The following is a 12,835-nucleotide window of genomic DNA, read 5'->3' as shown; positions in this document are numbered from 1 at the left end:
GGAGGACGCCGCGGGACTCCTCGAGATCGCGGCGGCATGGGCCGGACTGGGCGACCTCGTCGCCGCGGGTGACGCCGCAGCCCACGCAGCCAACCTCCACCGCCGGCAGGGACGTCACGGCTCGGCGTTCGAGGCCGCGGCCCGGGCCGCGGAGCTGGCTCGTCGATCGGGCGCCCACACCCCGGCCCTGACACAGGCCGTCCGTCCGCTCCCCCTGACCGCCCGCGAGCGAGAGATCGCCACGCTCGCGGCAGCCGGCGCGTCGAACCGCCAGATCGCCGATCGACTGACCCTCTCGGTCCGGACGGTCGAGGGCCACCTGTACCGCGTCGGCCGGAAGCTCGGCGTCTCCGAGCGCGGCGACCTGGCCCGCATCCTGCGAAACGAGTAGCCAGCTACTCACGTCGCGGCCGCTTCCTCGCCGCACGGTGGTCACACGCGAACCGAGGAGGAGTCATGAGCACCATCCACGTACGGGCCGACGAGGGCCGGCGCCTTGCGATGATCGACGGCGACCACATCGCCAAGACCGCCGTCACCGGCGACGGTGGGGCCTTCGAGGTCTTCGAGGTGGTGAGCTCCGCCCCGGGCATGGCGCCTCCACACGTGTCACCGTGGACCGGAGTCCTGTACCTGCTCGAGGGTCGCGTCACCGCGATGGTCGACGGCCGGCCGTACGACGTCCGACCCGGTGATCTCGTCGTCTTCCCGGCCGGCACGCCGGCGACGTTCGAGGTCGTGGGCGAGTCCGCGCGCTTTCTCGCCATCACCACGGGTCATGGCGCAGGCAAGTTCTTCGAGGACTTCTCCAGGACCGTCCCGGCCGGCCGGCCGGCGCAGGAGTCGATGGACGCGATCGTGTCGGTGACCCAGCGCCACGGCGTCGCGACGGCCGGTGCGTGAGCCATGTCCACGCCCACGTCCACCTGGTCCCCCGCGCTGCCCGAGGCCGCGGGCTTCGAGCACCACGTGGTCGAGACGCCGGGCCTGCGCACCCACCTCGCCGTGATCGGCCAGGGTGAGCCCGTCGTGATGCTGCACGGCTTCCCCCAGCACTGGTGGCAGTGGCACGACATCGCCCCGGCCATCGCCGCCCACGGGTATCGCGTGCACTGCCCTGACCTGCGCGGAGCCGGCTGGACCGAGGCCGACGAGCCGCGTATCGATCGGGAGACCCGGTTGCACGACCTGCTCGCCCTGCTCGACGCCCTCGGGATCGCGCGGGCGCACGTCGTCTCGCACGACATGGGCGCGGTGGTGGCGTGGCAGTTGACGTACGACCATCCCGAGCGGGTCCGGACGTCCGTCCTGCTCGCCGTGCCGCCACCGTTCATGGCGTTCGATCCCAGGATCATCCCGGGGTTCCGGCACCTGCCGAAGTTCCTGTGGCACCGTCGCGGCGCACCCCTGGACGGGTTCTTCTCACCGCCGTACGTCGTCCGACCGATGCCGTCCGAGACCGTCGAGGCACACCTCGCACCGATGAGCATCCCCGAGATCGATGCCGCCGTGCGCCCCCTGTCGCGCCGGTTCGTCGTCCCCGAGGCGATGCGCATGGCCAGCGGCACCTACCGCCGAAGGCGCCTCACCGTGCCGACCCTCGTCGTGTTCGGCCGACGCGACTGGCCGTGGACCGAGAGGGTCCTGACGCGCGCGTGCCGTGACACCGACAGCCGGCGCGCGGATCACGTCGAGTTCGCGTACGTCGACGACGCTGCCCACTACGTCACCGATGATGCTCCGGCCGAGGTCGCCGACCTCGTCCTCGACTGGTTCGGGCGCGTGCGTTGATCGCCTGGACTCGTCAGCGCGCCCGCCGCAGCACGATCTCGTCGTCCTCGACCTCGCCGGACTCGACGAAGCCCACCGACCTGTAGACCCGCAGCGCCGCCTCGTTCTCCGGCGCGACGGAGAGGGCGGCCTCCCGGTACGGCGTGCCCGAGAGGTCGGGCTCGCGCTCCCACAGCCTCAGGAGAGCATCGACGGCGGCGCGCCCGAGCCCCTTGCCCTGGTGCTGCACGTCGATCACCAGCCCACCGATCCAGTGGCTGGCGTCGTCGGGATCCACCGCCCACATCACGTGGCCCACGACCTCGCCGTCGTCGGCCTGCACCGCGTACGAGCGCCACAGCCCGTCGTACGCCGACAGGCACAGGTAGTAGGAGGTCTGGGCCACCCACTGCTGCTGGTCGTCGGCGGAGCGGACGCGGGTGATCTCGCGCCAGTTGTCGGAGGTGGCGGGGCTCAGGACGACCATGGGCCGATCCTTCCAGCCCTTCAGGACACGACCACCACGACCTTGCCCAGCGCACGCCTCTGCCCGACGTGCGCGAGCGCCTCGGGAACCTCGTCGAGGGTGAAGGTCCGGTCGACGTGCGCCGCCACCTCGCCGTTGGTCACCAGCGCGCCGAGCGGCTCGAACGCCGCCGGGCCCTGCTTCACGGCGAGCACGCCGAGGGAGCGTCCGCTCGCCGCCCCGATCACCGCGCCCAGCGTGAGCACGCGCAGCAACGTGCCCACCGATCCCCCGACGCAGCGGTAGGTGCCACCGGGTGCGAGCGCACGGCGGTACGCGAGGACCGATCGATGGGCGACCAGGTCGAGCACCAGGTCGTACGGTCGCGCAGCCCGGGTGAAGTCCTCGCGTTCGTAGTCGATCACCTCGTCGGCGCCCACGGAGCGCATGAAGTCCTGCTTCGACCCGTTGTCGACGGCGGTGACGTGGGCGCCGCGACGCTTCGCGAGCTGGATCGCGAAGGAGCCCGACCCGCCGCCGGCGCCGTTGATCAGCACCCGCGCGCCTGGCCGCACACGCTCGGTGCCCTGCACTGCGATGGCCCCCGCCTGCGGGATCGTCGACGCCGAGACGAAGTCCAGTCCGGCGGGCTTGGGCGCCAGCGCGGACGCGGGAGCGAGCGCGTACTCGGCGAACCCGCCCTTCAGCGCCAGGTTGTCCCCATAGACCTCGTCGCCGGGCCGCAGGTGAGTCACTCCGGGCCCCACCGCGTCGACGACTCCCGCGATGTCGGACCCGAGCGTGCGCCGGGCTGGGCGCCACACGCCACCCAGTCGCGCGTAGGCGGGCGAGCCCGTCAGGCACTCCCAGTCGCTCAGGTTGACCGAGGTCGACCTGATCCTGACGAGCACCTGACCGGACGACGGGACCGGTCTCGGCACATCCGCCATGCGGAGCTGCTCAGGTCCGCCGTAACGGTGGTAGACGACGGCTCTCATGTGCGCCATCATCCTCCGTTCGCTGCGGTCGTCGGCCATGTCACTGCTCGCTCCGTTCACGACGCCCGCGCCACCCGGGTCAACCAGTGCGCCATGAGGGCGCCGAGCAGCTCGGGCTGCTCGTGCGGCAGCGCATGGCCCGCGTCATCGATCACGGCGACGGTCGCGCGCGGGTGCACGTCGAGCAGTGCCGCCGCACCCGTGTACCCGACCGTGGAGTCCAACCGGCCCGCCACCACGAGGGTCGGCCCCGCGTACGGCGTCGACGCCAGCGACAGTCCCCAGTTCTCTCCGATGCGCTCCATCGCCGCCTCGTCCACGAGGTCGGCCGCCGGCGCGACATGGCGCTGGTACCGCTCCCACATCTGTGGCGTCTGGATGACGAAGTAGTCACGGAAGGCCTCGTCCCCGAGGTCGCCGTTCCCCTTCACCACTCGATGCTCGGGAGGCTCCTCCCCGCTGATCAGCAGCGGGCAGACCAGCGCGAGTCCCGCGACCAGCTCGGGGATGCGCGCCGCCATGGCCTGCGCCAGGAACGCTCCCCACGAGTGCCCGACCAGCAGGACCCGATCACCGTCACACTCCCGCTTCACGAAGTCGAGCAGGACGTGGATCACGTCATCGGGCGATCGCAGCGACTCCGGTGCCGGCGAGCGTCCCATGCCGGGCAGGTCGACGTAGACGCGGCACAGGTCGGGTCGGTCGAGCAACGGCTCGAAGCAGGCCTCGCTCTCGCGGTGGTCCACGCCGGCACCGTGCAGCACCACCACCGGGCGGCCCTCACCGTGACGGACGACGTGGAGTGCTTCGGCCTCCATACGAGGCAACGTAACCCCGCGAGCGGTGCGGAGTCATCCCATCTTGTCGACCCAGCGGACCAAGAGGCCGGCCTCGTCGACCTCGTGGAACGCCGGCGGTCCCGGGACCGGGTCGTCGCGCAGGAGCGCGATCACCTCGCCCGGACCATGCAGTTGCTCCTCGACGGCGGTCGTCCAGTGCACGTCAGGGGCCAGGCCCTGCTCCAGTCGCGCCCAGTCGCGGCGCTCGATCAGGCTCAGGATGTTGCCGACGGCGGGGACGAACTCGGCCATGTGTGGTCCTCTCGGTTCAGGTCTTGCGCACCGCGCTGGTGAAGCCGGCTGCGAACAGTGTGGCGAATCCCCAGCCCAGGAGCTGGGCGACGAGGCCGATCACGTTCAGTGCGTCTCCGGCGGCGGACGTGGTGGTGACGCACCGGTCGGACGCACCCGTCGTGACGAGCGGCAGGGTCGTGTCGACCGCGACGAGCACCTGCTCGGTCCGGCTGCACGACTCGGCGGCCGCGCCGCCTGCCGAGGGTCGGACCAGACCCGAGTCCGCCAACGTGAGCGTGAGTCCCACGGCGAGCGCCGCGGTCACGAGCAGCCACACCAGGGCCAGCCACGGCCGGTACCCGAAGCCGAGCGTGTAGTACGTGAACCATCCCCAGAACCGCTCCCGTTGCGGCATGTCGACGCTCGCCAGCTGGTGCTTGCGCTGGGCGATCAGGGTCCTGAGCACGTCACCGTCGTGGCCGGCTGCCTGGTGGGTGGCCGCCAGCTGCCGATAGGGCTGGGCGGCGTAGTCGCGAGCGTCCGTGGCCATCTCGTTCAACCACGTCTCCGTGTCGACTCCAGGGTCGAGGCTGGAGTACGTCAGTCCGTCGACGTTGAAGTGAGCGCCACCGGGCCAGGTGTTGTGCACGTGTCCGGGGCTCAGCATCACCCGGCGGCCCACGTGGGCGGCGGCCAGGTTCACGGCGGCGTCCATGGAGCCACCCGTGGCTGACAGCCCGTCGAGGATCAGGTCACCGCCGACCGAGAGGTTCTCCGCGACCAGGGCTGGCCCGGAGTCGTTGGTCAGGATCACCTGGCGCCGCGCGGCGGACTCACGACGCAGCCGAGCGACCACTGAGCCTCGTGCGGAGGCGCCGGTCAGGTTGACCGCCCCGCGCTCTCCCGCACCGGACGCCCGCAGCCCCTTCAGGTCGATCCCTTGTCCGACGTCGAGGTGGTCCGCGCGCAGGGCGGGACCGCTGGCGTTCACCACGTCGGAGTCGGCGAGTGAGAGCCGTCCGTCGACCGTCGCGCCGAGCATGCGCACGGTCCCCCGTCGTCCGGCTCCCCTCGCGATGAGGCCCTCCAACTGCATGTGCTGCTCGACCCGGATGTCGTCGAGCTCCAGCGCCGGACCCCGCGAGTTCATGAGCTCCACGCGTCCTCGCGCCACGAGCAGTCCACCGATCCGCGCGCCCATCATGCGCACGAGTCCAGCGTCCACGCTCCCCTTCGCCACGAGGTCGTCGAGGCCCACGTCCTGCGTGACCTCAACCAGCTCCGCGCACAGGGCCGGGCCGTCCGCGTTGCGCAACCGAGCCTTCGCGAGTGACAGCTCTCCACTGATGTGGGCCCCGATCAGCCTCACGGTCCCCAGCTCGCCACCTCCCCGCATCTGAGCGCTGTTCATGTGGCACAACTGCGTCACCCGGAGGTGGTTGGCGTTCACGACCGGCCCATCGGCGCACCTGAGGACCGCGCGATTGAGCGTCAGTCCGCCCGCGACAGTGGCCGCGAGCAGGCAGATCGTCCCCACCTGCGACGCGCCGGTGGCCTCGAGGTCGTCCAAGCTCATGCCTCCACCCACCACGAGGTCCGAGGCGTTGATCGCGGGCCCGTGTGCGTTGTCGACGGTGGCACCGGTCAACCCCACCCAGCCGCCGATCCGGGCACCGGCCAGCACGACCGTCCCCACCTCTCTCGTCGACACGGCGGAGCAGCCGTCCATGGCCAGGTACTCCTCCAGGTGCACATACGGGAGATCGACCGCGGACAGGGCGAGATCGCGATGGCCGAACCGCGTCGCCATCAGCTCCACGAACGGGAGGTGCGCACCCTGGGCGCTGAGGCCGTCGGGGACCTCGCAGCCATTCAGCACGAGCGGCACCTCGCTCCGCACGTGATCGAGGTCGAGTCGCCCGACGACGACCGCCCCGTCGACGACCACCCCGCGCAGATCCACGTCGACCGTCACCGCCGGGTCACGGGGGTCGAGCCCACGGACCAGCGAGCGGATCACGTCCGCACGGATCTCCCGATCGTCACGGGAGGACAGCTCGAGCGACTCGCCCGTCCGCACCCGCTCGACGAGTTCGAGTTCGACCGCCGACAGATCGAGCGTCACCTCACCAGAAGACCACAGGACGTACGGCGTGGACCAGAGCTCAGCACCGTATGGCCGTCAGCCGTGCAGGTACCTCACGCGATAACCCGGACCCAGTTCGTCCTGGACACGGACTGCCAACTCCTCGCCCAGCACGCGGATCGCGTCGTCCTCGGTCTCGGCGGCACGCCGCCGCTCATGGTCGAGTCGCCAGCGGACGGCACGCAACCCGTCGACGACGGAGCGAACCACCGGCAAATGATCGAAGCGGTCATCGAACACGTCGGCCGGGATCGACTCGTCCCATCGCTGGGCGAATGCTCCCAGATCGGCTGCCAGTCCCGCGGTCAGCCCGAGCGCTTCGGCGTCCGTCCCGCCTTCGTCGTCCCAGAGGCAGAAAGCACCGTAGTCATTCATGACTCGGATCTCGGTCAGGTCGCCAGAAGATCTCGGAGCCATGGCCGGATTCTTCCATCCTTGCGGGCCCTGCCGCGAGATCTTGCCGATCGATTTCAGTGCCCCGGCCCTGAACTCGCGGACACCCGCATCGCGACGTGCGAGTACTGTCGGGGGTGCCCACTATGTTGGGTGACATGGACTTGAACCGGGCGATCACGACGGGTGACACGGTGCGTCGTGCCCGCGCGATGGCGGAGTTCGAGGAGTGGAAGTTCGTCGCGAGGTACCACGCGAAGATGGTGGCGGAGATCGACCGGACGGACGAGATGCCGCTCTCGAAGGAGCTGGCTCGGCGGGAGGTGACACTGGACCTGGCGCAGGCGCTGCACGTCTCCGAGAGCACGGTGTGGGCGATCATCAGCGAGACCGAGGTCCTGCGCGAGAAGACCCCGTCGGTGTGGGCGGCGTTCCGTGAGGGCGACATCGACGGGGCCCGGGTGGCGTCGATCGCCCGGACGGCCGAGCAACTGCAGACTGCCTCTGCGCTTACGGAGTTGGACGAGTCGGCGCCGGCATACGCGGCGACTCACACCGTGGCCGAGCTGCGGTCGTGGCTGCGGCGGCTGCGTGCCCGTCTCGAGCCGGACCAGACGCGCGTGGAGCGCGAGAATGCGGTGGAGCACCGTCGGGTGTCGATCCGGCACAACGACGACGGCACGTCGTGGCTTGCTGCGCTGTTGCCGACGCCGGTGGCGATCGCGGCGGGCAACCGGTTGCGTCGCGCCGCGAAGGCCCTGCCGAAGATCGACCCCGAGACGGGCGAGAAGGACCGCCGCACCCGCGACCAGAAGCAGGCCGACCTGCTCGCGCACTGGCTCACGTCCTGCGAAGGCACCTCCACCGACATCCGTGCCGAGATCGCGATCAGCATCCACGCCACCGACCTCATCGGCTACACCGACGGTCCGGGCATGACGCTCGACGGCGAGCCGATCGGCTCCGAATGGGTCCGCGAACTCGCCGCCAGCGAACACACCATCTTCCGCAGACTCGTCCTCGGCCCTCGGGGCGAAGTCCTCGACACGACCGTCCTCGGCTACCGGCCGACCGAAGCGTTGAGACAGGCGATCAGGTGGCGAGACGGCACCTGCCGCGTCATGGGATGCCGGGCACCAGCCCACGAAGCCGACCAGGACCACGCATTCGCCTACCACTCCGGGGGCCAGACCACCGCCTCCAACCTGCGATCACTGTGTCGCAAGCACCACAACATGAAGTCCCACGGTCACCTCCACGACCGCCACCTCGACGACCCCGTGCAGCACGCCGAGGGCCATCAGCGCTGACCACACGATCCGATACGTCCCCACTTAGGCTGGCTGGTGTGACAGCAGTGACTCGCCGGTGGATCGCCGCGACCCTCGTGGCCGCGGTGGCGCTCGCGCTGGCGGCCGCCGTCGTCTTCACGCGCACCTCGGGCGCCGAGCCCTACGAGGCGGGGCCGCAGCCCACGCTGCCGGTCCCGACGCGGCCCAGCGCGTCACCGACGCCCGAGCCTGAGCCGGACCCGTGCCTGGGCGGCGCCGATCGACCGTTCACGCCCGACACGATCTCGTTCCGCGACGAGGTCTACCCCGTGATGAAGCTGCCGCGCGACGCTTTGGGGGTCCCGGGCACGCCTCCGCTGACCCAGGAGGGCAAGTGGACGTTCGGCTGGGACGGCCCACCCAGCCCCCTGCCAGGCGCACGGCGCGGCCACGTGATCGTCAACGCCCACACGTACCCCGACGGCTCGGCGCTGGGCAACCTGTTCCTGGACCACCTACGGGACGGGGACGTGCTGGTTGCGCGTGGTGAGGACCAGGTCCAGTGCTACCGCGTCGGCCGCCGCTTCGAGGTCCACGCCGAGAGCCGGGACAGCGGGTACGAGAACCCCGAGGGCCCGGCCCGACTGGCGATCCTGGCGTGCTCGGGCACGCGCACCGGACCGGGTGACTGGTCGCACCGCACGATCTGGTTCGCGAAGGCGATCGACGTCAGTCCGCCAGCGTCGGCTTGATCTCGACGATCTTCGACAGCAGCCCGTTCACGAACCGCGGCGACTCGTCGGTCGAGAGCTCCTTGGCCAGCTCGACGGCCTCGCTGATCGCCACGGGATCGGGCACGTCGTCGACGTGCAGGATCTCGTAGACGGCGATCCGCAGCAGGTTGCGGTCGACGGCCGGCATCCGGTCGAGCGGCCACGCGTGCGAGTGCTCCTCGAGCAGCGCGTCGATCCGCGTCGCGTTGGCGGCGACACCCTCGACCAGCGAGACGGTGTACGGGTTGACCGGCGGGTCGTTGACCTCGAGGCGGTCGGCCAGCGTGCCGCCGGAGGCCAGGCCCCGGGACTCGGACTCGAACAGGATGTCCAGAGCCCGCTTGCGGTACTTGGTACGGGCAGCCATCAGGCCTTCACGCGACCGAGGTAGCTGCCGTCACGCGTGTCGACCTTGACCTTCTCGCCCGAGTCGATGAACAGCGGGACCTGGATCTCCTTGCCGGTCTCGAGGCGCGCGGGCTTGGTGCCACCGCTGGAGCGGTCGCCCTGCAGGCCCGGGTCGGTGTGCTCGATGACGAGCTCGACCGAGGCCGGCAGCTCGACGTAGAGGACGCGGCCCTCGTTGGTCGCGACGACGGCGTCCTGGTTCTCGAGCAGGTAGTCGACGGTGTCGCCCATGATCTCGGGGGTGACCTCGATCTGGTCGTACGTGGCGGTGTCCATGAACACGAAGTTCGCGCCGTCGTTGTAGAGGTACTGCATGTCGCGCTTGTCGACCGTGGCCGTCTCGACCTTGGTACCGGCGTTGAAGGTCTTGTCGAGGGTCTTGCCGGACTCGACGTCCTTGAGCTTCGTGCGGACGAAGGCGGGGCCCTTGCCCGGCTTGACGTGCTGGAACTCGGTGACGGCCATCAGCTTTCCGTCGAGCTTGAGCACCATGCCGTTCTTCAGGTCGTTCGTGGTTGCCATCAGTCGATCTCCAGGAGTTCTTTGGTCATATCAGTGAGCACGTCCGGCTCACCGCCGTGGTCGGGGTCGGTGACGAGGACGGTGTCCTCGATCCGCACGCCCCCACGGCCCGGCAGGTAGATCCCCGGCTCCATCGTCAGGACGGTGCGGCTGGCAAGTCTACCGGGATGCGCGGAGCCGATGAACGGGTCCTCGTGGATCTGCAGGCCGACGCCGTGGCCCAACCCCGTCGTGAAGGCATCCAGCCAGCCGAGCTCCTCCAGCGTGGAGCGGGCCATCGTGTTCGCCTCGGCCACGGCGACTCCCGGGCGCAGGCAGTCGAGGCCCGCCGCCTGGGAGGCCTTCACGGCCGCGTGAATCTCGCGCTGCCAGTCGGCGGCCGGTCCCATGACGACCGTGCGCGTGCAGTCGGCGTGGTAGCCGTCGACCCGTGCACCGAAGTCGATCTTGAGCAGGTCACCGCGCCGGATCTCGCGGTCGGTGGGCTCATGGTGCGGGATCGCCGAGTGCTCGCCCGCCGCCAGGATCGTGTCGAAGGCCTTGTCCTCGGCACCGAGCTCGAGCATGCGCCACTCGAGGTCGCGAGCGACCTCGCGCTCGGTGCGGCCGACCAACGGCCCCAGCAGCAGCGCTTCGAGCGCCTCGACCGAGATCTCGCAGGCGCGACGCAGTGCGGCGATCTCGGACTCGTCCTTGACCTCGCGCAGTCGCTCGACGAGGCGCCCGGACGGCTCGGGCCGGCCCAGCTTCTCCCACGAGTCGACGTCGATCAGGTGCGTCTCGGCGGCGAGGTCGGCCGGCGCGCGCCCCGCGGCCACGCCCATGAGGTCGCGCGTGATGACGATCTCGACGTCGCCCAGGCCCGCCTCCGCGAGCTGGGCGGCCGCCTGGTCTCGGTAGCGTCCGTCGGTCAGGAAGACCGGGCCGCCGTCGAGGGGCACCAGCAGAGCACCGTTCGAGCCGGTGAAGCCGGTCAGGTAGCGCAGGTTCACCAGGTCCGAGACGTACATCGCCGCGTGCCCGGCCCCGGTGAGCAGGGCACGCAGGCGCGCGATCCGCGACTCAGCCACGGACCGCGTCCCAGCACTCGCGCAGCAGGTCCTCGGACGGGCCGGCCAGGATCTGCGGGTTCGCCAGTCCGTCGAGGACGACGAACCGCAGCTGCGACCCGCGGGTCTTCTTGTCGAGCCGCATGCCGTTCAGCAGGTCCTCGAACGAGGCCCCGTCGTAGCTGGTGGGCAGGCCGACGAGACCGAGGGTCGCGCGGTGCCGCGCCAGCAGGTCGGCGTCGATCTTTCCGGCGCGGTGCGCCAGCTCGGCGACGAAGACCATGCCGACGCTGATCGACTCACCGTGACGGATCGTGTATCTCTCGTGCCGTTCGATCGCGTGCCCGAGCGTGTGGCCGTAGTTGAGGGCCTCGCGCCCGATCGAGCCGTCGGCACCGGTCTCGCGCAGGTCGGCCGCGACGGTCGCCGCCTTCACCGCGATGCCGCGGGTCACGAGGTCGGCGAGCAGGTCGTCGGCGGGATCGAGCGCCCGCTCGGGAGCGGCCTCGACATCGGTCAGGATCGTGGGGTCGGCGATGAAGCCGCACTTGATGACCTCGGCCAGTCCGCCGCGCAGCTCGCGGGCGGGCAGGTCGGCGAGCGTCGCGAGGTCGCACAGCACGCCGATGGGCTCGTGGAACGCGCCGACGAGGTTCTTTCCGGCCGCCACGTTGATCCCGGTCTTGCCGCCGACGGCCGCGTCGACCATGCCGAGCACGGTGGTCGGGACGGTCACGAAGCGCACCCCGCGCAGCCAGCTGGCCGCCACGAAGCCCGCCAGGTCGGTGGTGGCGCCTCCCCCGACCCCGATCACGAGGTCGGAGCGGGTGAAGCCGTGCATCCCCAGCTGGTCCCAGCAGTGCGCCAGGAACTCGACGGTCTTGGCCTGCTCGCCGTCGGGTGCCTCGATCAGCAGGACCTCACGGCCGGGCAGGTGACGCGCCAGTCCCTCGGCGAAGCCCAGCACCGGCGAGGCGTGGATGATCGCGACCCGGACGGCGTCGGCGGGCACGAGTCCCTCGAGCTCGGCCAGGACGTGGTGTCCCACCACGACCTCGTAGGGCTGTGCCGTGGCCACCGCGACGCGGCGGGTCACCGGTCCAGCTCCTGCAGGATCCGTTCGGCGACCTCGTCGGGCGACAGCTCGTTGGTGTCGACCGTGAACGTCGCGACCTCGGCGTACAGCGGGCGGCGCGCGTCCATCAGCTTCTTGAGCTGGCCACGGATGTTGCCCATCAGCAGCGGTCGGCCGGAGTTCATGCCGACGCGGGCGGCCGCCTGGGCCAGGCCGACGTCGAGGTGCACGACGGTGTGGCCGGCCAGCAGCGAGCGCGTCGACTGGTCGACCACCGCTCCCCCGCCCAAGGCGAGCACGCCGGCGTGGGTGCGAAGCGCCTCCGCGACGGCGGCGGCCTCGAGCTCACGGAACGCCGGCTCGCCGCGGCCGACGAAGATGTCCTGTATCGACTCGCCCTGGGCGGCCTCGACGTCCTGGTCGGTGTCGCGGACCTCGACGCCCAGCCGGGCCGCGACCAGCTCGGCGACCGTGGTCTTGCCCGCGCCGGGCGGGCCGACCACGACGACGACCGGACGCGTGCCGGTCACCGGTACCTCAGGTTCTCGAGGTAGGTGCGCACGTTCCGGGCGGTCTCGCCGACGGAGTCGCCGCCGAACTTCTCGAGCAGCGCATCGGCGACCACGCGCGCGACCATGGCCTCGGCCACGATGCCCGCGGCGGGCACGGCGCACACGTCGGAGCGCTGGTGGTGCGCACGCGTCTCCTCGCCCGTCTGGACGTCGACCGTGCGCAGGGCACGCGGGACCGTGGCGATCGGCTTCATCGCGGCGCGGACGCGCAGCAGCTCGCCGGTCGTCATGCCGCCCTCGGTGCCACCCGCGCGGCCGGAGACGCGGCGCAGGCCCTCGTCGGTGGGGACGATCTCGTCGTGCGCGGCAGAGCCGCGGG

17 protein-coding genes are annotated in these 12,835 nt (G+C 70.9%); 5 read left to right on the top strand and 12 right to left on the bottom strand.

The features are described 5' to 3' along the window. From RT323_RS13570 to RT323_RS13560, 3 genes are all read left to right on the top strand, one after another. On the top strand, positions 1-391 hold a 391-nt coding region (locus tag RT323_RS13570; RefSeq protein ID WP_313409446.1), incomplete at its 5' end, for a helix-turn-helix transcriptional regulator. A 65-nt stretch (positions 392-456) separates the two neighbouring features. Continuing rightward, entirely contained in the window at positions 457-903 is a 447-nt protein-coding gene (locus RT323_RS13565; protein WP_313409444.1) for a cupin domain-containing protein, read from the top strand. Between the two features lie 3 nt (positions 904-906). Beyond that, positions 907-1,791, top strand: a complete 885-nt coding sequence (locus RT323_RS13560) for an alpha/beta hydrolase (RefSeq protein ID WP_313409442.1) — start codon at positions 907-909, stop codon at positions 1,789-1,791. 13 nt (positions 1,792-1,804) lie between these two features. On the opposite strand, the gene RT323_RS13555 is transcribed toward RT323_RS13560, so the two are convergent. Genes RT323_RS13555 through RT323_RS13530 form a run of 6 tightly spaced genes read right to left on the bottom strand, consistent with a single transcriptional unit; the run spans position 1,805 to position 6,828 of the window. Further along, positions 1,805-2,257 (bottom strand): GNAT family N-acetyltransferase, encoded by a 453-nt coding sequence (locus RT323_RS13555; RefSeq protein ID WP_313409440.1) that lies wholly within the window; start codon positions 2,255-2,257, stop codon positions 1,805-1,807. Between the two features lie 20 nt (positions 2,258-2,277). Further along, positions 2,278-3,234: an NAD(P)-dependent alcohol dehydrogenase gene (locus RT323_RS13550; protein ID WP_313409438.1), complete on the bottom strand. Its 957-nt coding sequence runs from the start codon at positions 3,232-3,234 to the stop codon at positions 2,278-2,280. 56 nt (positions 3,235-3,290) lie between these two features. Next, positions 3,291-4,052 (bottom strand): alpha/beta fold hydrolase, encoded by a 762-nt coding sequence (locus RT323_RS13545; RefSeq protein ID WP_313409436.1) that lies wholly within the window; start codon positions 4,050-4,052, stop codon positions 3,291-3,293. A 33-nt stretch (positions 4,053-4,085) separates the two neighbouring features. Further along, positions 4,086-4,325 carry a hypothetical protein gene (locus RT323_RS13540; protein WP_313409434.1) on the bottom strand — a complete coding sequence of 80 codons (240 nt, stop codon included), beginning with the start codon at positions 4,323-4,325 and terminating at the stop codon, positions 4,086-4,088. Positions 4,326-4,341: 16 nt separating this feature from the next. Then, entirely contained in the window at positions 4,342-6,432 is a 2,091-nt protein-coding gene (locus tag RT323_RS13535; RefSeq protein WP_313409432.1) for a hypothetical protein, read from the bottom strand. Between the two features lie 57 nt (positions 6,433-6,489). After that, positions 6,490-6,828, bottom strand: coding sequence for a hypothetical protein (locus RT323_RS13530; protein ID WP_313409430.1), 339 nt, complete (start codon positions 6,826-6,828; stop codon positions 6,490-6,492). A 176-nt stretch (positions 6,829-7,004) separates the two neighbouring features. Between RT323_RS13530 and RT323_RS13525 the strand changes: the two genes are divergently transcribed. Beyond that, complete coding sequence (locus RT323_RS13525; protein ID WP_313409428.1) at positions 7,005-8,156, top strand: DUF222 domain-containing protein; 1,152 nt, start codon at positions 7,005-7,007, stop codon at positions 8,154-8,156. Between the two features lie 38 nt (positions 8,157-8,194). Continuing rightward, complete coding sequence (locus tag RT323_RS13520; protein WP_313409426.1) at positions 8,195-8,869, top strand: hypothetical protein; 675 nt, start codon at positions 8,195-8,197, stop codon at positions 8,867-8,869. On the opposite strand, the gene nusB is transcribed toward RT323_RS13520, so the two are convergent. From nusB to RT323_RS13490, 6 genes are all read right to left on the bottom strand, one after another. Next, positions 8,847-9,257, bottom strand: coding sequence for a transcription antitermination factor NusB (nusB, locus tag RT323_RS13515; RefSeq protein ID WP_313409424.1), 411 nt, complete (start codon positions 9,255-9,257; stop codon positions 8,847-8,849). The genes RT323_RS13520 and nusB overlap by 23 nt on opposite strands. Next, on the bottom strand, positions 9,257-9,820 hold the full coding sequence (gene efp / locus RT323_RS13510; RefSeq protein ID WP_313409423.1) for an elongation factor P: 564 nt from the start codon (positions 9,818-9,820) through the stop codon (positions 9,257-9,259). Before efp ends, nusB begins: the two co-directional genes overlap by 1 nt. Further along, complete coding sequence (locus RT323_RS13505) at positions 9,820-10,890, bottom strand: Xaa-Pro peptidase family protein (RefSeq protein ID WP_313409421.1); 1,071 nt, start codon at positions 10,888-10,890, stop codon at positions 9,820-9,822. The genes efp and RT323_RS13505 overlap by 1 nt, the downstream gene beginning before the upstream one ends. After that, positions 10,883-11,965, bottom strand: coding sequence for a 3-dehydroquinate synthase (aroB, locus tag RT323_RS13500; RefSeq protein WP_313409419.1), 1,083 nt, complete (start codon positions 11,963-11,965; stop codon positions 10,883-10,885). Before aroB ends, RT323_RS13505 begins: the two co-directional genes overlap by 8 nt. Further along, complete coding sequence (locus RT323_RS13495; protein WP_313409417.1) at positions 11,962-12,474, bottom strand: shikimate kinase; 513 nt, start codon at positions 12,472-12,474, stop codon at positions 11,962-11,964. The genes aroB and RT323_RS13495 overlap by 4 nt, the downstream gene beginning before the upstream one ends. Beyond that, on the bottom strand, positions 12,471-12,835 hold a 365-nt coding region (locus RT323_RS13490; protein ID WP_313409414.1), incomplete at its 5' end, for a chorismate synthase. The genes RT323_RS13495 and RT323_RS13490, both read right to left, overlap by 4 nt.

It is taken from the genome of Aeromicrobium sp., assembly GCF_032084975.1.
GTDB lineage: Bacteria > Actinomycetota > Actinomycetes > Propionibacteriales > Nocardioidaceae > Aeromicrobium.
This window is presented reverse-complemented; position numbering and strand designations above follow the sequence as displayed.

Bases quoted from the DNA above. Each gene is read 5' to 3' on its own strand.
- nusB (WP_313409424.1), bottom strand. From the start codon at position 9,257: ATGGCTGCCCGTACCAAGTACCGCAAGCGGGCTCTGGACATCCTGTTC.
- RT323_RS13565 (WP_313409444.1), top strand. From the start codon at position 457: ATGAGCACCATCCACGTACGGGCCGACGAGGGCCGGCGCCTTGCGATG.
- RT323_RS13555 (WP_313409440.1), bottom strand. From the start codon at position 2,257: ATGGTCGTCCTGAGCCCCGCCACCTCCGACAACTGGCGCGAGATCACC.
- RT323_RS13560 (WP_313409442.1), top strand. From the start codon at position 907: ATGTCCACGCCCACGTCCACCTGGTCCCCCGCGCTGCCCGAGGCCGCG.
- RT323_RS13540 (WP_313409434.1), bottom strand. From the start codon at position 4,325: ATGGCCGAGTTCGTCCCCGCCGTCGGCAACATCCTGAGCCTGATCGAG.
- RT323_RS13545 (WP_313409436.1), bottom strand. From the start codon at position 4,052: ATGGAGGCCGAAGCACTCCACGTCGTCCGTCACGGTGAGGGCCGCCCG.
- efp (WP_313409423.1), bottom strand. From the start codon at position 9,820: ATGGCAACCACGAACGACCTGAAGAACGGCATGGTGCTCAAGCTCGAC.
- RT323_RS13530 (WP_313409430.1), bottom strand. From the start codon at position 6,828: ATGAATGACTACGGTGCTTTCTGCCTCTGGGACGACGAAGGCGGGACG.
- RT323_RS13525 (WP_313409428.1), top strand. From the start codon at position 7,005: ATGGACTTGAACCGGGCGATCACGACGGGTGACACGGTGCGTCGTGCC.
- RT323_RS13550 (WP_313409438.1), bottom strand. From the start codon at position 3,234: ATGAGAGCCGTCGTCTACCACCGTTACGGCGGACCTGAGCAGCTCCGC.